We start from the raw sequence: 20,627 nt of genomic DNA on the forward strand, positions 1-20,627 counted from the left end.
TCCCGGCGTGAGTCGCCACGATTCGTCGCTTCGCCCAGGCGGGGAGCGACGAATCGCGGCGACTCACGCGGTGCGGTCGGGGGCGGCAGCCCGCGCCGTCAGGCGCCGCTGACGCATCGCCAGGAAGAGCGGGAACGTGAACGCGAACGCGGTGATCCCCGACAGCACGACGTACAGCCAGGCGAACCGCATGCCGAGACGACGCCCCTCGACGAGGATAAAGATGCTCCCGGCGATCGCCACCACGAGCAGGTCCACGGTGATCGACGACACCGCGGGGCCGCTGGAGACGAGATCGCCGATGAAGTCGCGCATCTCGACGATCGCGAAGGCGTTGAAGACCCACGTGCCCACGAGACCGGCGATCGAGAGGACGAGGAAGACGACCGCGGTGGGCGTCCAGTGACGTCGGAGTTCGCTCATGGGCCGATCCTCGCGCATGCCCGGTGTCGGAGGTGGGGGCTAGCGTCGGAGCATGGATGCCGTGACAGCGATGCGCATGCTCGACGACCGCGCGCGCGAGATCGAGGTGCGCCTGTCCCGCCTGCGCGACGACGACGACAGCCTCCGTCATGACCGGGCCGATGCGACCGCCGACGACGAGCACGATCCCGAGGGGTCGACGCTGTCAGGGGAATGGGCGCAGGTCGATGCGCTGCGCCGCGGCGCCGAAGCGGAGCGCGACGAGATCCGTGCCGCGCGCGAGCGCGTGGCATCCGGAACATACGGCACCTGCGAGGCGTGCGGTCGTCCGATCGCCGAGGCGCGACTCGAGGCGCGGCCCTTCGCGCGGCGATGCATCGCCTGCGCGACCTGAGCGCGACCGTCCGCGTCTAGGCTCGAGGGGTGGAATCGCTCCTGATCGTGCTGCTGTTCGCCAACGCCGTCTTCAACGCGGTCGTCTGGCCGCGCTTCTACCCGCGCATCGCGAAGGACCCCCGGGCACGGGATGCCGCGGGCAAGGCCACGGCGTTCCTGATCGTGCACACGGTGCTCATCGCCCTCGCGCTGGTGCTGGCCCTCGCGTCGGTCATCGCCGCGGTCGCGGCGCTCGTGTCCTGACCCGGGCGGGGGGCGCCGACCCGCGGTAGGATGTCGTCGCGGGATCCTCCCGCCGCACAGAGTGCACCTACCTACCGGTTCGGCAAGGCGGCACGTTCCACCGCCTCCCGGAGACCGCTCCATGTCACTGCCCGCGTCCACGTCCGTCGCCCTCGACCGCCCGCTCGTCCACCACACGGGCTTCTGGTACTTCCCGGTCGCGTTCATCGCCCGGCTGCCGTTCGCCATGATGACCGTCGGCGTCCTCGCCATCGTGGTGGCGCTGCGGGGCTCCGTCGCCCTGGGTGGCCTCACCTCGGCCGCGGTCGGGCTCGGCGTCGTCGTCGCGGGCCCCGTCCTGGGCGATCTCGCCGATCGGTTCGGGCAGCGTCGCGTGCTGATCCCGGTGGGGCTGGCCAACGGCATCCTGTTGGCGATCTTCCCCCTGGTGGTCGCGTCGCCGAGCGGCGAGGCCCTGCTGCTGGTCGCGGCGGCCGCGATCGGTCTGACCGGGCCGCAGACCGCCGCGATGTCGCGCAGTCGCGTGATGGCGCTGATCGGCGAGCGCGTCCGACCCGAGCGCCGTGAACGCACGTTCTCGCGCGCGATGGCGTACGAGTCCGCGGCCGACGAGACCGCCTTCGTCATCGGCCCGTTCGTGGTGGGCGTGCTGGCCGCCCTCATCGCGCCGTGGGCCCCCATCGCGGGGGCCGCCGTGCTGAGCTTCGTGTTCGTCACGGCCTTCGCCCTGCACCCGACCGGCCGCGCTGTGCCGGCGCGTTCGGAGCGCGCCGAGATGGCTCCCGCGCGCGAACTGCTGCGCCCGAGGATGACGGTGCTGGTGGCGGCGGTGTTCGGAGTGGGACTGTTCTTCGGATCGACCTTGACCTCGCTGACGGCCTTCATGGAGGCACAGGGCGCACCCGAAGCCGGTGCCCTGCTGTACGGGGTGATGGGGGTCGGTTCGGCGGTGCTGGCGCTGGCGGTGGCACTGCTGCCGGAACGGTTCGCGCTGCGCTGGCGACTCGTGCTGTTCGCCGCGATCCTCGCCGCGTCGGCGGGGGCCTACACGGTGGGCGGGTCGGTGGTGACCGTCACGATCGTGCTGTGCCTCATGGGGATCGGGGTAGGACCCTCGCTGGTCACGGTGTTCAGCCTCGCGGGTCTTCGCGCGCCGCGCGGGCGGTCCGCCTCGACCATGACGTTGCTCGCCTCGGCCCTGACGCTCGCGCAGGCGTTGTCGTCGGCGGCGACGGGGGCGTTGGCCGAGAGCGTCTCGGTCGATGCGGCCATGCTGTTCCCGGCGGCGGCGGCGGCGTTCGTGCTGGCGACAGCAGTGCTCAACGCGGCCGCGACACGGCGATGGGACGCCGGGGCCTCGACCGTCTGAGTCCCTTCCTGGCTACGCTGTCGGCATGACCACCCTCGTCCTCACCCTCGTCGGAGACGACCGAGCGGGACTGGTGTCCGCCGTCGCCGACATCGTCGACGCTCACGGAGGAAACTGGGAGAACAGCGAACTCGCCGAGCTCGCGGGGGCGTTCGCCGGCATCGTCGAGATCTCGATCGCCGCGGACCGTGCCGGTGATCTGCGCGCGGCCCTCGAGGGCCTGGCCGGAACGCTCACCGTGACCGTGCACGCCGGGTGGGCTGCGGCGCCGGTCCCGTCGGCACGATCGGTCACCTTCGACGTGGTCGGCAACGACCGGGCCGGGATCGTCCGCGAGGTCTCTTCGGCCTTGAGCACACGGGGCGCGAGCATCGAGCGTATGTCGACGCTGACCACGGATGCCGCGATGGCCGGCGGGCGACTGTTCGAAGCGACCATCACGGCGACGGAGCCCGCCGATGTCGCCATCGACGATCTGGTGGCCGGGTTGGAACGCCTCGCGAGTGAGATCCGGGTGGACGTGTCGCTCGCCGACCAGGCCTGACGTCCCCCCGTTCGTCAGTCGGCGCGGACGGAGCGACGGCGCGAACGGACGACCACGAGGGCGATCGCCCGCCACCCCAGCAGGAACACCGCCAGAGTGATCGCGGCGACGACGACGAACGCCACCGCGGTGCCCTGCCCGCTCGCGGCGCGCAGCACCATGCCCAACGTCACCGTGATCGCCCACAGGGGAAGTCCGGTCCGCGCGAGCGCGAGCGGCGCCCGCCATCCTCTGACGACGAGCCAGCCCACGGCGAGGGCGACCAGGAACGGCCACACGGTCGTCAGCAGGCCGCTCCCGAACGAACCGAGGACGTCGCCCTCGTGCGTCGCACGCCCAATCGCGGCGAACACGGTGACGAGGACGGCATCCATCGCGACGGTCAGGACGAGGAGGCGGCGGGAAGACGGCACGACTCCATTCTCGCGCGCCGTGGTGGTGCGGGCGGACGCTCGCCGACGTCGTTAGCGTGGGACGATGCCTACGCGCCTGCTCCTGGTGGCCGACACCCACGTCCCGAAACGCGCGCGCGCCCTGCCGGTGGCGGTGCAGCGCGCGGCCTCCGCCGCCGATCTCATCGTCCACGCGGGCGACTGGGTCGACGAGAGCGTGCTCGACGAACTCGGCGGCATCGGACCCCTGCTCGGCGTGTGGGGCAACAACGACGGTCCCGCGCTGCGTGCGCGTCTTCCCGAGATCGCGCGCGCCGTCATCGAGGGCGTTCGCGTCGCGGTCGTGCACGAGACCGGAGCCGCCGCGGGACGCGAGAAGAGGATGGATGCCGCCTTTCCCGACACCGACCTGCTCGTGTTCGGTCACAGTCACATTCCGTGGGACACCACCACCCCGGAGGGCCTGCGCCTGCTCAATCCCGGATCGCCCACCGACCGACGCCGGCAGCCCGCGTGCACGATCATGACCCTCACGCTCGCGGACGGCGGGATCCACGATGTCCGCACGCACGAGGTCTCGCGCGCCTGAACGCCGAAGGCGCCGCACCACGGGGGTGCGACGCCTTCGGTGCGGACAGCTCTCGGCGCGACGTCAGCCCTTCTCGACCGTGAGGTGCCGGGTCGAGGAGGTCATGGGGCACTCGAACGGGTCGCGCGCGGCGAGGCCGACGCGGTTCAGGTACGCGATGACGATGCCGTACGACTGCAGAAGAGAGGTCTCGACGTAGGGGACGTCGAGCGTCTGGCAGTGCTCGCGCACGATGAGTCGAGCGCGGCTGAGGTGCGGCCGCGGCATGTTCGGGAACAGGTGGTGCTCGATCTGGTAGTTCAGACCGCCCATGAGCCACGTGGCCCACCAGCCGCCCGCGATGTTGCGCGAGGTGCGCACCTGCTTGCTGAAGAAGTCGAGCTTGGCGCCGGGGGCGATGATCGGCATGCCCTTGTGGTTGGGTGCGAAGGACGCGCCCATGTAGATGCCGAAGACGGCGACCGAGACCCCGAAGAACGCGAACGCGAGACCGACGGGCAGGAAGACGAAGATCGGTGCGATGAAGATCGCGTGCCGGAGCGTCAACAGGCCCAGCTCGCCCCAGCGGCCTTTGATCTCGCCGCGCGAGAACAGGTGGCGCAGCGCCAGCACGTAGAGGTTGATGCCCTCGAAGGCGAGCAGGGGGAAGAACAGGTAGCCCTGCCGCTGCGTGATCCAGCGCTGCAGGCCGCGCGCCTTGGCGGCGTCGACGTCGAGGAACGAGATCGTGTCGATCTCGATGTCGGGGTCTTTGTCGACGCGGTTCGGGTTGGCGTGGTGACGCGTGTGCTTCGAGGCCCACCACGACCGGCTCATGCCGACGATGCCGTTGCCGATGAACAGGCCGAGGCGGTCGTTGGCCGGTCCCGACGCGAAGATCTGGCGGTGGGCCGCCTCGTGGGCGAGGAACGCGACCTGCGTGAACAGGATGCCGAGGGCCGCGGCGATGAGCAGCTGGAACCAGCTGTCGCCCAGCAGGAGGAATCCGGTGATGCATCCGGCGAATCCGAGGACGATCGCGCCGGCGACGACGGCGTAGAAGACGGGCGTGCGCACCAGCAAGCCGCTTTCTCGAACGACCTGAGACAGCTCTGTGTAGGCCTTCGTGAGAGGGGGGAATTCCGTGGTGCCGGAGTAGGTCTGACGAACAGGGCCGAGGCGGGACTCGACGATGGTGGAAGCGATGGACTGCTCCTCGGATCGGGATGACCGTGGTCGGGAGCCGGGGCGACTACCCCGGCTCGGCCAGACTACGGGGCGCCGTATGGACGACTCGGCATACGTCCACATGCCCAGCAGCCTCACGGGAAACGGAAACATCCGCGCCGGATCCTGCCCGTGAACGGCACAAGCCGGGGCGTCGCGAGGCGACGCACCCGGCTTGCGAGGAGCGGAGCTCAGAGGGGGCGGATGTTCGCCGCCTGCATGCCCTTGGGGCCCTGCTCGGCGTCGAATTCGACCTTCTGAGCCTCGGTGAGCTCCTTGAAGCCGTTGCCCTGGATCGCGCTGAAGTGCGCGAACAGGTCGGCAGAGCCGTCATCGGGAGCGATGAAGCCGTAGCCCTTTTCGGAGTTGAACCATTTCACGGTGCCAGTGGCCATCGTGTTCTTCCTTTATTCATGTTGGGCCGCAGACGCGACCGTGGGTGCCGCCCCGACGCACGCGGAGCGGACGGGGACGCCGCGGCACCGAATCGGTGACGCGGACGCGATGCCCGTCGACGGCGGCCTGGGCCGCGTCGACGGACGCGTGGACGCCGAGGTTCTCGCCGCGCGGACCCTGGGCCTCGTAGCCCAGGGTGGCCGCGCCGACGAAACCGGCGTAGTCGGATCCGGCCGTCGCGACGAACACGTCGAGATCGGCCTGACGCCACGACAGTGGCGAGGGGTGAAGCAGAGACACAGAGACTTTCCGCGAGTGCGGTGCGAGGGCGGATGCCGTCGAGCGGTGCACGCGATGATTGAGGGAGGGAACGCTTTCGTAAACGGCTCGGCGCCGTGCGCCCGGCATCTCAGCGATGAGGCGGGCGTCGATGAAGCTGGTCCCTGAACGAATATCCTCACCGTACCACGGATGTCCTGCGAGATGCCCGGGTGATGTCGGAGCCTCCCTGCTGCGCTGCACTGGGGTCATGGCATCCGCAGACGAGGACGACAGATGGCTCGTGATCGACGGGCGGCGGTGGCGCCGGACCGACCCGGCCCTGCCCGATCCGATCGTTCAACGGCTGCGATCGCACCTCGGCCGCGCCCGGTCGGCGGTGCGCACGGCCAAGCGCTCCGAGGACGACGCGGCCGTCGCGGACGCACGACGACGTGTCGGCCTCGCCAAGCACGGTCTCGGCGAACGCGGCCCGCGGTGGTGGGACGACGAGACCTCAGCGCGCCTGGATCGTGCCCGCGAGGCGCTGGACGAGCTCGATGCGATCGCGCCGCCGAGAGCAGACGGCGACGACGGCGTCAACGCATAGCGCCTGCGGGAGCGGACACGGTGGGCTGGGGGTTCACGAAACGAAGGGGAGTCCCCATGTCATCCACCGCCAGCGAGCTCGAGACGCTCAACGATCTGCTCAAGAAGTTCCGCTTCGCCATGGTCACCACGCGCGCCGAGGACGGTGCCCTGCACGCCCACCCGCTCACCGTGCAGGAGAAGGAGTCCGACGGCGACCTCTGGTTCATCGTCGGCACGCACGCCTCGGCTGTCGAGCACGTCCGGCGGGACCCGAAGGTGGGCCTGTCCTTCAGCTCCGACAGCACCTGGCTGTCGCTCGCGGGCGAGGCGGAGGTGGTCGACGACCTCGCCAAGCTCAAGGACCTGTGGTCCACGAGCGTGGAGGCGTGGTTCCCCGACGGTCCGGAGTCGCCCGGGGTGACCCTGCTGAAGGTCTCCACCCTGACCGGCGAGTACTGGGGGAGTGCCGGCGGGCGTCTGGCCACGGCCATCGCGCTGGTGACCTCGAAGGTGACGGGCGATCGTCCGCGCGGTGGCGAGAAGCAGACCTTCGATCTGACCGACTGAGCACGACGTGGACCCCGCGGCCGCACCGTGCCGCGGGGTCACCCGCCCGACGGGTTGTCGACGGGGGCGCCGTCGTCGTCGGTGGTGTCGGGGATGACGGGGGCGTCGGCGGTCTCGAGCTCGTCGGGCTCGTCGGCGGTGTCGGTCGGCCGGTCGGGTGCGGTGTCCATGACGACAACGGACCACGTCGACACGTGGAAGTGCACGGGCCTTGCGCGCACCCCGGCCGTGTGCAGCGCAAGCCCCCGGTGACCGGCTCGCGTCTTTGCGACGATGTCGCCATGTCACGACCCGAGGTGCGCTCCAAGCCCTGCGCCTATTGCGGCAGGCCCTTCACCGACCGCAAGCGCTGGAGCGGACGCGATCAGTGGGACCAGGTGCTGTACTGCTCACGCGGGTGCCGCGCGAAGGCGGCGGCGCAGAGGCGGCACGCATGAGGGCCGCGCTCATCCTGGCCACGCAGCAATTCGCGGACCACCCGGCCTACGGCGACGACGGCATCGAGGAATTCTTCTTCATCGAGTCGGCCCCGCGTTTCGCCAAGCTGCCGTACCACCGGCACAAGATCGTGCTGCTCGTCTCGGCGATGCGGCACACCGCGGCGCGGCTCGAGGCCGAGGGCCGGACGGTCCGGCGGATCACGCTCGACGACGACCTGACCTTCCGGGCGGGACTCGAGAAGCTGCTGACGGCCCATCGCGTGACCGAGCTGACGTGGATGAGCGATCCCAATCGCCCCGTCGACGAGCGGATCGCCCGCATCTGCGCGGCCCACGATGTCGAGACCGACGTCCTGTCGGATGGGCTGTTCCTCACGCCCGAAGAAGACGTCGACGAGTGGTTCGCCGATCACCCGACGCCCCTCATGGAGGACTTCTACCACTGGCAGCGGCGACGCACCGGCATCCTGATGGACGGAGGGAAACCGGCGGGGCGACGGTGGAACTTCGACGCCGACAACCGCAAGGCCCTTCCCAAGAAGGGGGTCGAGATCCCGCCCCTGCCGCAGCCGGAGCACGACGAGATCACCCGAACGGTGATCGACGAGGTCGATGCGCGGTACCCCGAGCACCCGGGTGCGGCCGCCGACTTCTGGTTGCCCGTCACCCCCGACGACGCACGCGACTGGCTCGCTGTGTTCGTGGCGGAACGGCTGCACGACTTCGGTCGCTACGAGGACGCCATGAAGGCCGACGAGCCCTTTCTCTTCCACGCGATCATCTCGCCGATGCTGAACATCGGGCTGCTCACGGTGGAGGAGGTCGTCGCCGCGGCCACCCGGACCGACGCACCCCTGGCATCCGTGGAGGGGTTCATCCGCCAGGTGATCGGCTGGCGCGAGTACATGCGCGGCATGTACCGCGCGCACCCGAAGCTCGAGCACGTCAACGCGCTGCACCTCGAGAAGCGGATCCAGAAGTACTGGTTCTCGGGGGAGCGGATGCCGGCGGATCTGCCGATCCCGGTTCGGACGGTCCTCGAGCGCGTGCATCGATGGGGCTACGCCCACCACATCGAACGCCTGATGGTGCTCGGCAACTGGTTCCTGCTGCAGGGCTACGCCCCGCGGCAGGTGAACGACTGGTTCCTCGCCCTGTTCGTCGACGCATACGACTGGGTGATGGTGCCCAACGTGATGGGGATGAGCCAGTTCGCCGACGGCGGTTTCGTCGCGACCAAGCCGTACGTCTCGGGCGGGGCGTATCTGCAGAAGATGGGCTCGTGGTGGCCTTCGGCCCAGGATGCCAAGGATTCGGTCTTCACCGAGGCGTACTGGGAGTTCCTGGAGCGTCACGAGGACGTTCTGGCCGGTAACCACCGGCTGAGCCTCGCGCTGGCGCAGATGCGCAAGCGGCGGGACGCGAAAGGGTAGGCGCGGCGGGCGGCGGGCGAAACTCCTGAGGAAACCGCTTCGTCGCCGTCTTCGCTCTCGGGCGGAGCCCGACGCGGCGAGAGACCCAGGAGTTCCGCTCGCCTCGCGGTTCAGCTCTTGAGCTTGTTCAGCGCCGAACCCTTGTGCGCGGCGGTCGAACCGGACTTCTCCGACTTCACGAGGTAGGCCGGGTCGTCGTCGGATGCCGTGAACTTCTGGCCGTCGTGCTGGAAGTCCTTCGTCTTCTTCTCCACGATCTCGCCCTGCGTGCGTCCCTGCGGGGTGTCCCAGCTGACGCGGTCGCCCTTCGACAGATCTTTCGACATCTGCATTCCTTCCGTTGACGTGGGCCCATGCTGTCGAGCAGACGGACCCGCCCCCGGGGGATTGACAGCCCGGACCGTACGTCGCCCGGACCGATCGCGCAATGCCCCCGCGATGTCGGAGGGTCTGCGTAGCGTCGGAGACGGGTCGCCCCCGCGGCCCGCGATGCGAGGAGAGCCATGACCGAGCCGACCACCCAGAACAACGGAGCCCCCGTCGCCAGCGACGAGCACTCCCAGAGCGTCGGAGCCGATGGCTCGATCGCTCTCACCGACCACTACCTGATCGAGAAACTCGCTCAGTTCAACCGCGAGCGCGTGCCCGAGCGTGTCGTGCACGCCAAGGGCGGCGGCGCGTTCGGCACGTTCCGCACCACGGGCGACGTCTCGGCGTACACCCGCGCGGCGCTGTTCCAGCCGGGGGTCGAGACCGAGATGCTCGCGCGTTTCTCGTCCGTCGCGGGCGAGCAGGGCAGCCCCGACACGTGGCGTGATCCGCGCGGCTTCTCGCTGAAGTTCTACACGACCGAGGGCAACTACGACCTCGTCGGCAACAACACCCCCGTCTTCTTCGTGAAGGACGGCATCAAATTCCCCGACTTCATCCGTTCTCAGAAGCGCCTGCCCGGCAGTCACCTGCGCGACAACACCATGCAGTGGGACTTCTGGACGCTCTCGCCCGAGAGCGCGCACCAGGTCACCTGGCTGATGGGTGACCGGGGGATCCCCGCGTCGTGGCGTCACATGAACGGGTACGGGTCGCACACCTACCAGTGGATCAACGCCGAGGGCGAGCGCTTCTGGGTCAAGTACCACTTCCACACCGACCTCGGCCACAAGACCCTCACGCAGGACGAGGCCGACCAGATCGCGGGGCAGGACGCCGACTTCCACATCCGCGACCTGTACGCCGCCATCGAGCGGGGTGAGTTCCCCACGTGGACGCTCAAGGTGCAGATCATGCCGTACGAGGACGCCAAGACGTACCGCTTCAACCCCTTCGACCTGACCAAGGTGTGGCCGCACAGCGACTACCCCGAGATCGAGGTCGGCACGATGGAGCTCAACCGCAACCCCGGCAACTACTTCGCCGAGATCGAGCAGGCCGCCTTCGAGCCGTCGAACTTCGTCCCCGGCATCGACGGCAGCCCCGACAAGATGCTGCAGGCGCGCATCTTCAGCTACGCCGACGCGCACCGCTACCGTGTGGGCACCAACTACCAGCAGCTGCCGGTCAACCGTCCCCACACCGAGGTGCACTCGTACTCGAAGGAAGGCGCGATGCGCTACGAGTACAACCCGCCCGAGGTGCCGGTCTACGCGCCGAACTCGGCTGGCGGGCCCGCGGCCGATCCGCGCCGCGCAGGCGGCGGCGGATGGCAGAGCGACGGAGAGCTGGTGCGCTCGGCAGCGACCCTGCACCCCGAGGACGACGACTTCGGTCAGGCCGGAACCCTCGTGCGCGAGGTCATGTCGGCTGAGGAGCGCGACCGCCTCGTCGAGACGATCACCGGCCACGTCGGCGGCGTGAAGCGCGCCGATGTGCGCGACCGCGCCGTGCAGTACTGGAAGAACGTGGATGCCGAGATCGGCGCGCGCGTCGAGGCCGGCCTCCCTCCGCTCGAGGGATCGACTGCTCCCGGCGAGCAGCTGAGCGAGCCGAACCCGGACGGCGACCTCGTCGGGACGGACGTCGCCGGCAAGATCTGACGTCGAGACCCGGGTCTCGCACGAGACCGTCTGCACCGCGGCCCGTCGACCATCCGTCCGCCCCTGCGCGGTCGGTCGTCGACGGGCCGTGGTCCGTCACGGCGTCCACGACGGGCTGCCCGCCCCTCCATCGGGTACCGCGCTGCGCGCGGGCCAGGCCGGCCGGACGTGCCCGCGCCCCGGCGGCCTCGGCCGGACACCCGCCGCCGGATTCTTTCGGAGAAGGCGACCTCAGAGGGGTGCGCGGTCCTCGCGCGTCAGCGCGAAACGCGACGCCAGTACCCCGGCGACCAGCGCCCCGGCTCCACCGGCGATCATGTCGCCGATGGTGTCGTCGTACGTGACGAAGATCGCATCGGTGATGAAGCGGTAGCCGAACCACTCCACCATCTCCCACACCGCGCTCAGCGCGAGCCCGGCGATCGTGGCGACGAGGATCGGGGTGCGTCGCCGCCCGGTCGGCGCGATCACGCGGGCGTCGTCGAGCAGCACCAGGGCGACCGCGGCCAGCACGCCCGTGCACACCGCGTGCACGATCAGGTCCCATCCGGTCCACGACCGGTACAGATCGATCACGTTGCTGCCCGCCGCGACGAACACGGTCACGCACGTCACGACATCCAGGCCCGAGCGCAAGCCGATCATGCGTGCCAGCATGACCGCGGGAAGCGCCATCGACAGCACCACGAAGTCCGTGAACGGCAGGGTGAACAAGGCGACGAGCGTCACCACGATCGCGCCCGCACGTACCGCGTCGGCGATCACTTCGACCGCGGTCCGTGGCGGGCGGCGCAGGTTGGCGATCATCGCGGAGATCATCGGCATCCCCTGTTCGTGGGGAGCTCTCGTCCCGCAGGTTCGCGCGCGATCACGGCGTCGTGCCCCCGGGAAGACGCAGCACCGCTTGGATCGGCAGGTGGTCGCTCGGCCACTGCGTCCCGGTCGGGCGGGGGTCGATGCCGACCGCGCGCACACCGACGTCGGGGCTGGCGAGGATGGCATCGATCCGGCGCGCGCCGAGCTTGGGGCGGCGGTAGTTGTTGAACGAGCCCCACTCCGCCGTCCGCCGCGCGGGGGCGATGGACCAGGTGTCGACGAGCCCGCCCCCGGCGAACATCTCGGCGAGCTCGTTCGAGCGCACGTGCGCGTTGACATCGGCGGTGAACAGCAGCGGTCCCGTGCGCTGGGCGGCCAGATCGTGCAGCCAGGCCGCCGAGCGGCGTCGCGCGCGCGCCGAGAACGCGTCGAAGTGGGTGTTGACGAAGGTGAACCGCGCCTGCGTCGCGCGGTCCCGCATCCGGGCGATGACGGCGATGCGGGGGATCGTGTTGCCCCAGCCGGTCGATCCGGCCACGTCGGGGGTGTCGGACAGGGCGACCTGCTCCCAGTCCTCGACCTCGATGCGGTCGCGATCGTAGAAGAGGGGCGTGCCCTCGCCGTCGCGGCGCGGTCCTCTTCCCAGGCCCACCCGGCCGTAGCGCGAGCCGAGTGCGTCCTGGACCCACTGCGCCTGGTCGGGCATGGCTTCCTGCGAGCCGAGCAGATGCGGCTTGTTGGCGCTCAGAAACGTGCGCAGGCGTTGCTTGCGCATCGGCCATCGGTCGGCGGGCGGCCACGTCATCCGGTCGAACCGGCGGCGGATGTTGAAGCTCATGACGTGCAGCTCGGGGGCACGGACGGCCGAGAACAGCACGGCGGTCATGCGCGAACCCCGTCGGTGGGGACGAGGGCGGAGCGCCGACGCCGGCGCAGCACCCGCACCCAGCGCGCCGGGGGGATGTCCTCGGGCCAGTGCGCGAACACCGTGCCCGCCCCGCGGCGGAAGCACCGCGCGAAACGCCGGGGTTGCACCGTGCGCGACGACACGCGCATGTGCCGTCCCGACACGACGCCGATGCGGTGACGGAGACCGAGGTGGTACGCGAGGTCGAGGTCGTCGTGCAGCTCGGGGTCCAGGTGCACCTCGTCGCGCACGTCGCACCAGGCGCTGCGGCGGAACGCCATGTTCGAGCCCCACAGCGGAGCGTGACCGAGGGCCGGTGCGGCGAACGCGGCGTAAGTGCCCAGGAAGGCGCGGGCCATCGCGACGCGTCGGGAGGCGGGACCGTCGTGGAACACGGCGCCACCGCTGACGGCATCCACCCCGTCGTCGCGGAAGGCGTCGACCATGCTGCGCACCCAGGTCGGTTCGGGGATGCTGTCGGCGTCGAGACGCAGGACGAGGTCGCCGCGGGCCGCGTCGTAACCGGCGGCGGCGGCGGCGGGGATGCCGCGGGCGGCGCAGAACACCACGCGGGCCCCGGCCGCGCGGGCGACCGCCGCGCTGTCATCGGCGGAGTCGTTGTCGACCACGACGATCTCGTCGGGGGTCAGGGTCTGCGCGCCGAGGGCGGTGAGGCAGCGTCGGAGATGAACGGCGTCGTCACGGACGGGGATGACGACCGATACGGTCGCGACCGCTGGCGCAGGGTCGTGGGGCACGCTTCCTCCCGGGGACGAGTGCTTCCCACGCTAGGCGATGCGGCGGGGGCGTTTCCCGGCTTGACGCCTGCGTGTCTCGACGCCGAGGCAGGTGCGGGTGCGGCGCCGCCCTTTCGTAGGGTGGATGCCATGGCATCCGTCCTCAACGTCTCGGCGTACCTGTTCACGCGCATCGACGACCCCGGGGCCCTCGGGGCCACGCTGCGCGATCGCGCCGCCGGGGGAGGGCTGCGCGGGACGATCCTGCTCGCCGAGGAGGGCGTGAACCTCTTCCTCGCCGGACGCGCCGACGAGGTGCGCGCGTTCCTGGACGCCCTCCGCGCCGACCCGCGTTTCGCGGCGATGCGGGCGACGAAGAGCTGGTCGGATGCCGTGCCCTTCGGTCGTCTGCGGGTAAAGGTCAAGCGCGAGATCATCCGGATGGACCGACCCGAGGTGCGGCCCCAGGACGGACGGGCCCCCGCGGTGTCGCCCGCGACGCTGCGCCGCTGGCTCGACCGGGGCGCGGACGACGACGGGCGCGAGATCGTCCTCGTCGACACGCGCAACGCCTTCGAGGTCGATTACGGCACTTTCGCCGGGGCGCGGGATTGGCGCATCGAGCGCTTCACGCAGTTCCCGGACGCCGCGGCCGCCCACCGCGCCGAGCTGGAGGGCAAGACCGTGGTGACGTTCTGCACGGGCGGCATCCGGTGCGAGAAGGCGGCCCTGCACCTGCGCGACGAGGGCATCGCCGCATATCAGCTCGACGGGGGCGTGCTCGGGTGGTTCGCGCAGCAGGGAGGGGCGCACTGGAACGGCGGGTGCTTCGTCTTCGACGAGCGCGAGGCCCTGGACGCCGCACTCACCCCCGTGTCGCCCGCGGCGGGCGAGCGGGCCGCCTGATGCTGTGGGACCAGCACGCCTGCGCCGAACTGGTCGAGACCGCGGACCTGAGCGAACTGCACCGCTACCGCCCGGCCGGTGGGGGCCTGGTGTCGCTGAACGTCGGCTTCTCCCCGCACCCGCCCGCGCTCACGGCATCCCTGCTCGACGCCTTCCGCGCGCAGGTCGAGGAGATCGACGGTCTCGCGCTCGCCGCGTCGGTCGCCGAGGTCGACCGGATCGCCGCCGCCGGCGACACCGCCGTCGTGTTCGACCTCGAGGACGCCGGCCCCCTGGGCGGCGACCTCGACGCGGTCGCACGACTGGTCGCCCGCGGCGTGCGGACGCTCGGACCCGTCTACAACCACGCCAACGCCGTCGGCGGGGGCTGCCTCGATGCGACCGACGAGGGCCTGTCCTCGTGGGGACGCGATCTGGTGCGCGAACTGAATCGCGCCGGCATGGTGCCCGACGGCTCGCACGTGGGGGTGCGCACCTCGATGGACATGTGCGCGGCGTCCACACGTCCCGTGATCTTCAGCCACTCGAACATGCGGGCGGTGTGGGAGCACCCGCGCAACCTCACCGACGATCAGGCGCGCGCCGCGGCCGACACCGGCGGCGTGGTCGGGATGACCGGGGTGGGGATCTTCCTCGGGCCCAACACCCCGACGCGGGAGGCGATGGCGCGTCACCTCGAGTACGCGGTCGACCTGGTCGGCATCGCGCACGTGGGCGTCAGCACCGACTTCTCGTTCGACTGGCGGACCTTCCGCGTGGAGCTGGCGTCGAGCCCCGAACTCTACGACGCCAGTTACACCGCGTGGGGACCGGTTGAATGGATGCCGCCCGAGACCTTCATCGGATTGGGCGGCGCCCTGCGCGAGCGCGGCTGGGCCGACGCCGACATCGCCGCCGTGCTCGGGGGCAATTTCCGCCGGGTCGCGCGCGAGAGCTGGGACCCGCGGGAGTGACGCCGCGCCCGGGCGCGCCTGGATAGCCTCGGAGCATGACGACCCTCACCGACGGCGCCGTGCTGCGCCGCGCCCGCCCCGGCGACGAGACCGGTATCCTCGCCTGCATCCAAGCCCTCGCCGACTATGAACGCGAGCCGGATGCCGTCGACAACACGGCCGAGATGATCCGCGAGACCCTGTTCGGCGACGACCCGCGCGCGTTCGCGTTCGTCGTGGACGGCGGCGACGGCGACATTCGGGCGATCGCGATCTGGTTCCTGACGTACTCGACGTGGACCGGCCGTCACGGGATCTGGCTCGAAGACCTCTACGTCCACGAGCGCTTCCGCGCGAACGGCTACGGCGTCGCCCTGTTGGCGGCCCTGGCGGGGGAGTGCGTCGACCGGGGCTATCCACGCCTGGAGTGGACCGTGCTCGACTGGAACGAACCCGCGATCGGGTTCTACCGCGCGCTCGGCGCCCAGGCGATGGAGGAGTGGACCACACGCCGCGTCACCGGCGACGCGCTGACGGCGCTCGCCGCGCGGGCGTAGCGCCCGTCAGCGCGCGAGGTCGGTGAGCACGGCCTCCGCCGCGCGCTGACCCGACACCAGGGCGCCCTGGATCGACGCGGTGTCACGGTGGTCCCCGGCGAGGTAACGCCCGTCACCGAGACGGACGGGTTGTCGCAGACGCAGGGGCGGATCCTGCGCGGGAAGGGCGCCGGCGATGTCATCGCGGCGCAGCAGCCGCCACGGGCGGGTATCGGCATCCCACACCTCGGCGAGCTGACGCCGCACGACGCTCTCGGGGGCGTCCGAGGGGAGTACGCACGTCGCCTGGACGAGGTGCTGTCCGCGCGGGGCGTAGGTGGGGGCGGTGTTGGTCATCACCGCGGTGTTCACGATCGGTCCGCGCCGGCGTCCGTCGACGCGGAGGGCGGCGTCATCGCTGGGCGGCTCGTCGGCCGCGAACCACCACGTCTGCAGGCCGCGCGCGCGCGGGAGCGGCTGATCGAGGCCCGGGATCAGCCCCGTCGCACCGATCACGGCGCGCGCGGTGACGGCATCCCGCCCCTCGATGTCCAGCCGCCACCCCCGGCCCTGCGCTTCGATCGCCGAGACGCGGTGCTCGAGGCGCACGCCGGCGCCCGCGCGGCGCGCGGTGTCGGCCAATTGAGCGGGGAGAGCCCCGATCCCCGCGGCGGGGACCCCCGGGCGGCCGAGGGCGAAGCTGCGCACGAGCAGGCGCACGAAAGCATCGGAGGTCTGCTGCCGATCGTCGGCGAGCACGCCGGCGAGGAAGGGTTCGAGCACGCTCTCGCGCAGCGGGCCGCGCAGGCCCGCACGGTCCCAGGCCTCGGCGAGCGGGCGATCCGCACCCGTCTTGGCGGCACGGGCCGACATGACGGTCGGCCCCGCCCACCGCGCCAGAGCGAGCAGGTCCGCCGGGCGCACGAGCCCGCTGCGCAATGACGCGGGAAGGGATGCCGGGTGCCGCAACGGGTGAGCGAGGTGGGCCACGCGGTCCTCGAGACGCACGCCCACCGCGACCGGGAAGCGCCGGAGGGCGAGTGCGTCGACGTCGACCCACCGCCGGACGGCCGGGTACGCCGGGTTCAGCACGTGGAAGCCGAGGTCGAGGCGGAACCCGTCGACCACGTCCGTGCGCTCGCGCCCGCCGACGGCGTCCTCCGCCTCCAGCACGACGACATCGCGACCGGCTTCGGCCAGGCGGACGGCGGCGCGCAGCCCCGCGAGTCCCGCTCCCACCACGATCACGTCGTACCCGTTCATTCCGCGAGCCTATGGAGCACCTCGACCCCAGTCCTCGGGGTTGCGGACCCCCGCCCCCTCCCTCGACTGTCCACGACGCGCCGTATCGCGTCGGCGACGGACGGCGTGTCCTGGACGCTCGATCCACGACGCGCCGTATCGCGTCGGCGACGGACGGCGTGTCCTGGACGCTCGGCGCAGACGAAGGCCCCGGATGCCGTGGCATCCGGGGCCTTCTCTCGAAACTTACGCCGACGCCTGCTCGCGTCGGGGCAGCACCCAGCCGGGACGCACGAAGTGGCACGTGTACCCGTTGGGGATGCGGATCAGGTAGTCCTGGTGCTCGGGCTCGGCCTCCCAGAAGGGCGCCGCGGCCTCGATCGTGGTGACGACCTTGGCGGGCCAGATGCCCGACGCGTCGACGTCCGCGATCGTGTCGCGGGCGACCTTCTGCTGCTCGGGCGAGAGCGGGAAGATCGCCGAGCGGTAGCTCGTGCCGATGTCGTTGCCCTGACGGTTCAGGGTCGACGGGTCGTGGATCTGGAAGAAGAAGGCGAGGATGTCGCGGTACGACGTCTGCGCGGGGTCGAAGACGATTTCGACGGCCTCGGCGTGGCCCGGGTGGTTGCGGTAGGTCGCGTGCTCGTTCTGGCCGCCGGTGTAGCCGACGCGCGTGTCGAGCACGCCGGGCTGGCGCCGGATCAGGTCCTCGACTCCCCAGAAGCACCCGCCCGCGAGGACGGCGGTCTCGGTGCCGGGACGGCGGGTGATCTCGCCGGTGTCGGAAGGTCCGCTGGTCATGGTGTCGCTCCTTTTGCGGTTGCGGAAGGGGAAGAGGTTCATGAGGCCCGGCTCTCGCGGAACAGGGCCAGGTAGGCGCCGTAGCCCTGGGACTCGAGCTCGGCGACCGGCACGAAGCGCAGCGCGGCCGAGTTCATGCAGTATCTCAGCCCGCCGGCCTGGCGCGGGCCGTCGTCGAAGACGTGACCCAGGTGGCTGTCGGCACCCGAGGATCGCACCTCGGTGCGCGTCATCCACAGCGTCCGGTCCTTCTTCTCGACGACGGCGGCGTCGTCGATGGGCTTGGTGAAGCTCGGCCAGCCCGATCCGCTCTCGAACTTGTCGGTCGAGCTGAACAGCGGCTGCCCCGACACGACGTCTACGTAGATGCCGTCCTCGTGGTTGTCCCAGTACTCGTTGCGGAACGGCGGCTCGGTGGCGTCGTCCTGCGTGACGGCGAACTGGCGGTCGGTGAGGCGGCTCAGCGCCTCCGACGTCTTCCGGTACTCCGTGCTCACGATTGGTGTCCTCTCGTCATGACGGCCTGTGGCGGCCGTCGACACAGGACAACGCCGGAGCGGGTGGTTTTGGTCCCGCGGGACTGGGAGCGCCCTGTGAGTTCCGTGCGGTCCGGGATGCCGGGGGCAAGCCCCGCCGCGGGGTCCGGCGCCCCGGTTAGCGTGGAGGAACCGAGACCCTGGAGGATCCCATGACCCGCACCATCGTCATCACCGGCGCCAGCGACGGCATCGGCGCCGCATCCGCGAAGCAGCTCGTGCAGGTCGGCGAAGAGGTCGTCGTCGTCGGACGTAACCCCGACAAGACCGCCCGCGTCGCGCGCTCCCTCGGCGTCGACTCGTTCGTCGCCGACTTCGGCGACCTGTCGCAGGTACGCGAGCTCGCGGCATCCCTTCTCGAGAAGTACCCGCGCATCGACGTGCTCGCCAACAACGCCGGCGGCGTCTTCGGCGAGCGCACCCTGACCGCGGACGGCTACGAGACGACCTTCCAGGTCAACCACCTCGCTCCGTTCCTGCTCACCAACCTGCTGCGCGAGCGTCTGATCGCATCGGACGCGTCGGTGATCCAGACCTCCAGCGCCGCGGCGAAGCTCTTCCCGCGCTTCGATCTCGACGACCTGCAGGGGGAGCGGCGCTACTCCTCGACCACGGCGTACGGCAACGCGAAGCTCGCCAACGTGCTGTTCACGAAGGAGCTCAACCGCCGCTTCGGCGAGCAGGGCGTGTCGGCCGTGGCGTTTCACCCGGGCGTGATCGCCTCGAACTTCGGCGCCTCCAGCGACGGCCCGTGGAAGTTCCTCTACGGTGGACCGCTCGCCAAGAGCCTCATGACCCCGACCGCGGTCGGCGGTGCTCGTCTGACCTGGCTCGCGCTCGGCAAGCCGGGTGTCGACTGGGAGCGGGGCGGCTTCTACGCCAACAACAAGCCCGCCAAGACCAACCGCATCGCCGACGACCCCGCGGTGGCCAAGGTGCTGTGGGAACGGAGCGCGGCGCTGGTGGGTCTCGACGACTGAAACGGACGGGCACCTGCCGCGGGCGTGACGAAGAGCGGTCGCACACCGTCGACGATGGTCACTGCACGCCGGCGCGCGGCGGGGTCACGGCCCATCCGAACCGCTCGAGGGCGGCGAACAAGCGTCGCGCCTGTGCCCAGGCGATCTCTCCCGACGCATCGGAGTACACGTCGATCGCGAACGGCGGCGGGTCGGCGAACTTGGGGATCTCGACCTCGGCCCAGGCGTGCGGAGCGAGCCAGACGCGGGGGCTCGGGGTTCCCGCCCCCTCGACTCCTCCGTCGGCGGCGAAGGCGATCGCGTCGAGGGCGTCGATCTTGGTGATCGGCATGTTCACCACGAGCGTCACGGCGTGCAGTTGATCCGACATCACGATCCTCCTGCTCTCATCCTGACACGCGCAACGTCGGGGGTCGCCCTGAACGATCTGCGCATCTCGAGGGCGCACGCGCGACCGCCGGCGTGCCGTCGACGCTCACGCGCGCCGGCGATGACGACGCCGCGGGGAGCGTCGCCCTCGGCGTCCGGGTCGACACACCCTCCCCCCCCGACAGCGGGCGCGACTGGCGGCGGGGCGCCGTCGATCCGATCGTGCGGGGCGCCGTCGCGGCATAGCCTCGAGTCATGACTTCTCCGCGCGCGCAGCTCGAAGACCTTCTTGCGCGGGGGGTCGGCGACGTCTCGCCGGCGCTGCGGGCGATCCCGGTCGAGGGCGAAGCCCGCGCCGCCGCCGTCCTCATGCTCTTCGGGGTGCTCGACGGCGCGCCGAGCGAGCGGGTGTCGCCCCGCGTCCCGAGCGACCTCGACGTGCTGCTCCTCGCCCGCGCCGACACCGTGCGCGCCCATCCCGGGCAGGTGGCCTTCCCCGGCGGACGGGTGGATCCCGACGACGCGGATGCCGCGGCGGCGGCGGTGCGCGAGGCGCGCGAAGAGACGGGACTCGACCCCGCCGGAGTCGAGGTGCTCGGGACGCTCGCCCCGGTCCCGTTGGCGTTCTCGGGCCACGAGGTGACCCCTGTCCTCGGGTGGTGGACGCGTCCGACGCCGGTGCGGGCCGTCGATGCCGCGGAGTCCGCGGAGGTGTTCCGTGCGCCCGTCGCCGACCTGCTCGATCCGGCGCGACGCGGCGTCACCGTTCTGCGCCGCGACGGACGGGAATGGCGGGGGCCCGCGTTCGCGCTGGTGACGCCCGCGGGGGAGCAGACGGTGTGGGGGTTCACCGCGATGCTCCTGGACGGCCTGTTCGATCGCCTGGGGTGGACGGAGCCCTGGGACCGCGCGCGCGAGATCGCGGTGCCCGCCCCGCCGCCCGTCGACCGCGTCTAGCGCATGCCGACCGTGACGTCACCGGCGG

General features: G+C 71.0%; 29 protein-coding genes. 15 read left to right on the forward strand and 14 right to left on the reverse strand.

Features of this window, described 5'->3' with window-relative positions; all coding sequences use genetic code 11:
• Positions 1–63 precede the first annotated feature (63 nt).
• Complete coding sequence (locus ACIPVB_RS08255; RefSeq protein ID WP_400368096.1) at positions 64–423, reverse strand: DUF2834 domain-containing protein; 360 nt, start codon at positions 421–423, stop codon at positions 64–66.
• 52 nt (positions 424–475) lie between these two features.
• On the opposite strand from ACIPVB_RS08255, the gene ACIPVB_RS08260 reads away from it, so the two are divergent.
• The 4 genes from ACIPVB_RS08260 (at position 476) to ACIPVB_RS08275 (ending at position 2,975) form a co-directional block, all read left to right on the forward strand.
• Positions 476–817 carry a TraR/DksA family transcriptional regulator gene (locus ACIPVB_RS08260; RefSeq protein WP_400368097.1) on the forward strand — a complete coding sequence of 114 codons (342 nt, stop codon included), beginning with the start codon at positions 476–478 and terminating at the stop codon, positions 815–817.
• A gap of 29 nt (positions 818–846) precedes the next feature.
• Positions 847–1,062 carry an SCO4848 family membrane protein gene (locus ACIPVB_RS08265; protein WP_400368098.1) on the forward strand — a complete coding sequence of 72 codons (216 nt, stop codon included), beginning with the start codon at positions 847–849 and terminating at the stop codon, positions 1,060–1,062.
• A 121-nt stretch (positions 1,063–1,183) separates the two neighbouring features.
• Positions 1,184–2,431 carry an MFS transporter gene (locus ACIPVB_RS08270; RefSeq protein WP_400368099.1) on the forward strand — a complete coding sequence of 416 codons (1,248 nt, stop codon included), beginning with the start codon at positions 1,184–1,186 and terminating at the stop codon, positions 2,429–2,431.
• Positions 2,432–2,456: 25 nt separating this feature from the next.
• Positions 2,457–2,975, forward strand: coding sequence for a glycine cleavage system protein R (locus tag ACIPVB_RS08275; RefSeq protein WP_400368101.1), 519 nt, complete (start codon positions 2,457–2,459; stop codon positions 2,973–2,975).
• A gap of 14 nt (positions 2,976–2,989) precedes the next feature.
• Here ACIPVB_RS08275 and ACIPVB_RS08280 read toward each other — a convergent pair whose 3' ends face one another.
• Entirely contained in the window at positions 2,990–3,388 is a 399-nt protein-coding gene (locus ACIPVB_RS08280) for a DUF3054 domain-containing protein (RefSeq protein ID WP_400368103.1), read from the reverse strand.
• A gap of 64 nt (positions 3,389–3,452) precedes the next feature.
• On the opposite strand from ACIPVB_RS08280, the gene ACIPVB_RS08285 reads away from it, so the two are divergent.
• Positions 3,453–3,956 (forward strand): metallophosphoesterase family protein, encoded by a 504-nt coding sequence (locus tag ACIPVB_RS08285; protein ID WP_400368105.1) that lies wholly within the window; start codon positions 3,453–3,455, stop codon positions 3,954–3,956.
• Positions 3,957–4,019: 63 nt separating this feature from the next.
• On the opposite strand, the gene ACIPVB_RS08290 is transcribed toward ACIPVB_RS08285, so the two are convergent.
• The 3 genes from ACIPVB_RS08290 to ACIPVB_RS08300 form a co-directional block, all read right to left on the reverse strand.
• Positions 4,020–5,222 carry a fatty acid desaturase family protein gene (locus tag ACIPVB_RS08290; RefSeq protein WP_400368218.1) on the reverse strand — a complete coding sequence of 401 codons (1,203 nt, stop codon included), beginning with the start codon at positions 5,220–5,222 and terminating at the stop codon, positions 4,020–4,022.
• 131 nt (positions 5,223–5,353) lie between these two features.
• Positions 5,354–5,557 (reverse strand): cold-shock protein, encoded by a 204-nt coding sequence (locus ACIPVB_RS08295; protein WP_013583139.1) that lies wholly within the window; start codon positions 5,555–5,557, stop codon positions 5,354–5,356.
• Positions 5,558–5,573: 16 nt separating this feature from the next.
• Positions 5,574–5,858 carry a hypothetical protein gene (locus ACIPVB_RS08300; protein WP_400368108.1) on the reverse strand — a complete coding sequence of 95 codons (285 nt, stop codon included), beginning with the start codon at positions 5,856–5,858 and terminating at the stop codon, positions 5,574–5,576.
• Between the two features lie 229 nt (positions 5,859–6,087).
• On the opposite strand from ACIPVB_RS08300, the gene ACIPVB_RS08305 reads away from it, so the two are divergent.
• Both ACIPVB_RS08305 and ACIPVB_RS08310 read left to right on the forward strand, forming a co-directional pair.
• Positions 6,088–6,426: a biopolymer transporter Tol gene (locus tag ACIPVB_RS08305; protein WP_400368109.1), complete on the forward strand. Its 339-nt coding sequence runs from the start codon at positions 6,088–6,090 to the stop codon at positions 6,424–6,426.
• A 56-nt stretch (positions 6,427–6,482) separates the two neighbouring features.
• Positions 6,483–6,974 carry a pyridoxamine 5'-phosphate oxidase family protein gene (locus tag ACIPVB_RS08310; protein WP_400368111.1) on the forward strand — a complete coding sequence of 164 codons (492 nt, stop codon included), beginning with the start codon at positions 6,483–6,485 and terminating at the stop codon, positions 6,972–6,974.
• Between the two features lie 38 nt (positions 6,975–7,012).
• Here ACIPVB_RS08310 and ACIPVB_RS08315 read toward each other — a convergent pair whose 3' ends face one another.
• Positions 7,013–7,144: a hypothetical protein gene (locus tag ACIPVB_RS08315; protein ID WP_400368113.1), complete on the reverse strand. Its 132-nt coding sequence runs from the start codon at positions 7,142–7,144 to the stop codon at positions 7,013–7,015.
• Positions 7,145–7,255: 111 nt separating this feature from the next.
• On the opposite strand from ACIPVB_RS08315, the gene ACIPVB_RS08320 reads away from it, so the two are divergent.
• Together ACIPVB_RS08320 and ACIPVB_RS08325 are read left to right on the forward strand one after the other, a co-directional pair.
• Positions 7,256–7,411: a DUF2256 domain-containing protein gene (locus tag ACIPVB_RS08320; protein ID WP_144827823.1), complete on the forward strand. Its 156-nt coding sequence runs from the start codon at positions 7,256–7,258 to the stop codon at positions 7,409–7,411.
• Positions 7,408–8,847 carry a cryptochrome/photolyase family protein gene (locus ACIPVB_RS08325; RefSeq protein WP_400368115.1) on the forward strand — a complete coding sequence of 480 codons (1,440 nt, stop codon included), beginning with the start codon at positions 7,408–7,410 and terminating at the stop codon, positions 8,845–8,847. Before ACIPVB_RS08320 ends, ACIPVB_RS08325 begins: the two co-directional genes overlap by 4 nt.
• Before the next feature lie 110 nt (positions 8,848–8,957).
• On the opposite strand, the gene ACIPVB_RS08330 is transcribed toward ACIPVB_RS08325, so the two are convergent.
• Entirely contained in the window at positions 8,958–9,173 is a 216-nt protein-coding gene (locus tag ACIPVB_RS08330) for a DUF2945 domain-containing protein (RefSeq protein ID WP_400368117.1), read from the reverse strand.
• A 177-nt stretch (positions 9,174–9,350) separates the two neighbouring features.
• Between ACIPVB_RS08330 and ACIPVB_RS08335 the strand changes: the two genes are divergently transcribed.
• Complete coding sequence (locus ACIPVB_RS08335; RefSeq protein WP_400368118.1) at positions 9,351–10,880, forward strand: catalase; 1,530 nt, start codon at positions 9,351–9,353, stop codon at positions 10,878–10,880.
• 231 nt (positions 10,881–11,111) lie between these two features.
• On the opposite strand, the gene ACIPVB_RS08340 is transcribed toward ACIPVB_RS08335, so the two are convergent.
• Genes ACIPVB_RS08340 through ACIPVB_RS08350 form a run of 3 tightly spaced genes read right to left on the reverse strand, consistent with a single transcriptional unit; the run spans position 11,112 to position 13,361 of the window.
• Positions 11,112–11,705 (reverse strand): hypothetical protein, encoded by a 594-nt coding sequence (locus tag ACIPVB_RS08340; RefSeq protein WP_400368120.1) that lies wholly within the window; start codon positions 11,703–11,705, stop codon positions 11,112–11,114.
• A gap of 43 nt (positions 11,706–11,748) precedes the next feature.
• Positions 11,749–12,582, reverse strand: coding sequence for an endonuclease/exonuclease/phosphatase family protein (locus tag ACIPVB_RS08345; protein ID WP_400368122.1), 834 nt, complete (start codon positions 12,580–12,582; stop codon positions 11,749–11,751).
• Positions 12,579–13,361 carry a glycosyltransferase family 2 protein gene (locus tag ACIPVB_RS08350; protein WP_400368123.1) on the reverse strand — a complete coding sequence of 261 codons (783 nt, stop codon included), beginning with the start codon at positions 13,359–13,361 and terminating at the stop codon, positions 12,579–12,581. Before ACIPVB_RS08350 ends, ACIPVB_RS08345 begins: the two co-directional genes overlap by 4 nt.
• Before the next feature lie 129 nt (positions 13,362–13,490).
• Between ACIPVB_RS08350 and ACIPVB_RS08355 the strand changes: the two genes are divergently transcribed.
• Genes ACIPVB_RS08355 through ACIPVB_RS08365 form a run of 3 tightly spaced genes read left to right on the forward strand, consistent with a single transcriptional unit; the run spans position 13,491 to position 15,735 of the window.
• Positions 13,491–14,246 (forward strand): sulfurtransferase, encoded by a 756-nt coding sequence (locus ACIPVB_RS08355; RefSeq protein WP_400368125.1) that lies wholly within the window; start codon positions 13,491–13,493, stop codon positions 14,244–14,246.
• Complete coding sequence (locus ACIPVB_RS08360; protein WP_400368127.1) at positions 14,246–15,199, forward strand: dipeptidase; 954 nt, start codon at positions 14,246–14,248, stop codon at positions 15,197–15,199. Before ACIPVB_RS08355 ends, ACIPVB_RS08360 begins: the two co-directional genes overlap by 1 nt.
• Before the next feature lie 35 nt (positions 15,200–15,234).
• The gene (locus tag ACIPVB_RS08365; protein WP_400368129.1) at positions 15,235–15,735 is read left to right on the forward strand and encodes a GNAT family N-acetyltransferase; all 501 of its coding nucleotides are present in this window, start codon (positions 15,235–15,237) and stop codon (positions 15,733–15,735) included.
• A 6-nt stretch (positions 15,736–15,741) separates the two neighbouring features.
• Here the strand turns inward: ACIPVB_RS08365 and ACIPVB_RS08370 are convergent, their stop codons facing one another.
• The 3 genes from ACIPVB_RS08370 to msrB all read right to left on the reverse strand — a co-directional run bounded on the left by ACIPVB_RS08370 (position 15,742) and on the right by msrB (position 18,254).
• On the reverse strand, positions 15,742–16,977 hold the full coding sequence (locus tag ACIPVB_RS08370; protein WP_400368131.1) for an NAD(P)/FAD-dependent oxidoreductase: 1,236 nt from the start codon (positions 16,975–16,977) through the stop codon (positions 15,742–15,744).
• 225 nt (positions 16,978–17,202) lie between these two features.
• The gene (gene msrA / locus ACIPVB_RS08375; RefSeq protein ID WP_400368133.1) at positions 17,203–17,757 is read right to left on the reverse strand and encodes a peptide-methionine (S)-S-oxide reductase MsrA; all 555 of its coding nucleotides are present in this window, start codon (positions 17,755–17,757) and stop codon (positions 17,203–17,205) included.
• Between the two features lie 38 nt (positions 17,758–17,795).
• Positions 17,796–18,254, reverse strand: a complete 459-nt coding sequence (gene msrB, locus ACIPVB_RS08380; protein ID WP_400368135.1) for a peptide-methionine (R)-S-oxide reductase MsrB — start codon at positions 18,252–18,254, stop codon at positions 17,796–17,798.
• Between the two features lie 191 nt (positions 18,255–18,445).
• On the opposite strand from msrB, the gene ACIPVB_RS08385 reads away from it, so the two are divergent.
• Positions 18,446–19,273 carry an SDR family NAD(P)-dependent oxidoreductase gene (locus ACIPVB_RS08385; RefSeq protein WP_400368137.1) on the forward strand — a complete coding sequence of 276 codons (828 nt, stop codon included), beginning with the start codon at positions 18,446–18,448 and terminating at the stop codon, positions 19,271–19,273.
• A gap of 58 nt (positions 19,274–19,331) precedes the next feature.
• On the opposite strand, the gene ACIPVB_RS08390 is transcribed toward ACIPVB_RS08385, so the two are convergent.
• The gene (locus tag ACIPVB_RS08390; protein WP_400368139.1) at positions 19,332–19,643 is read right to left on the reverse strand and encodes a hypothetical protein; all 312 of its coding nucleotides are present in this window, start codon (positions 19,641–19,643) and stop codon (positions 19,332–19,334) included.
• A gap of 254 nt (positions 19,644–19,897) precedes the next feature.
• On the opposite strand from ACIPVB_RS08390, the gene ACIPVB_RS08395 reads away from it, so the two are divergent.
• Complete coding sequence (locus ACIPVB_RS08395; RefSeq protein ID WP_400368141.1) at positions 19,898–20,599, forward strand: NUDIX hydrolase; 702 nt, start codon at positions 19,898–19,900, stop codon at positions 20,597–20,599.
• Positions 20,600–20,627: the final 28 nt, after the last annotated feature.

The sequence above is a fragment of the Microbacterium sp. NPDC090007 genome, from assembly GCF_044748345.1.
Classification (GTDB): Bacteria; Actinomycetota; Actinomycetes; order Actinomycetales; family Microbacteriaceae; genus Microbacterium.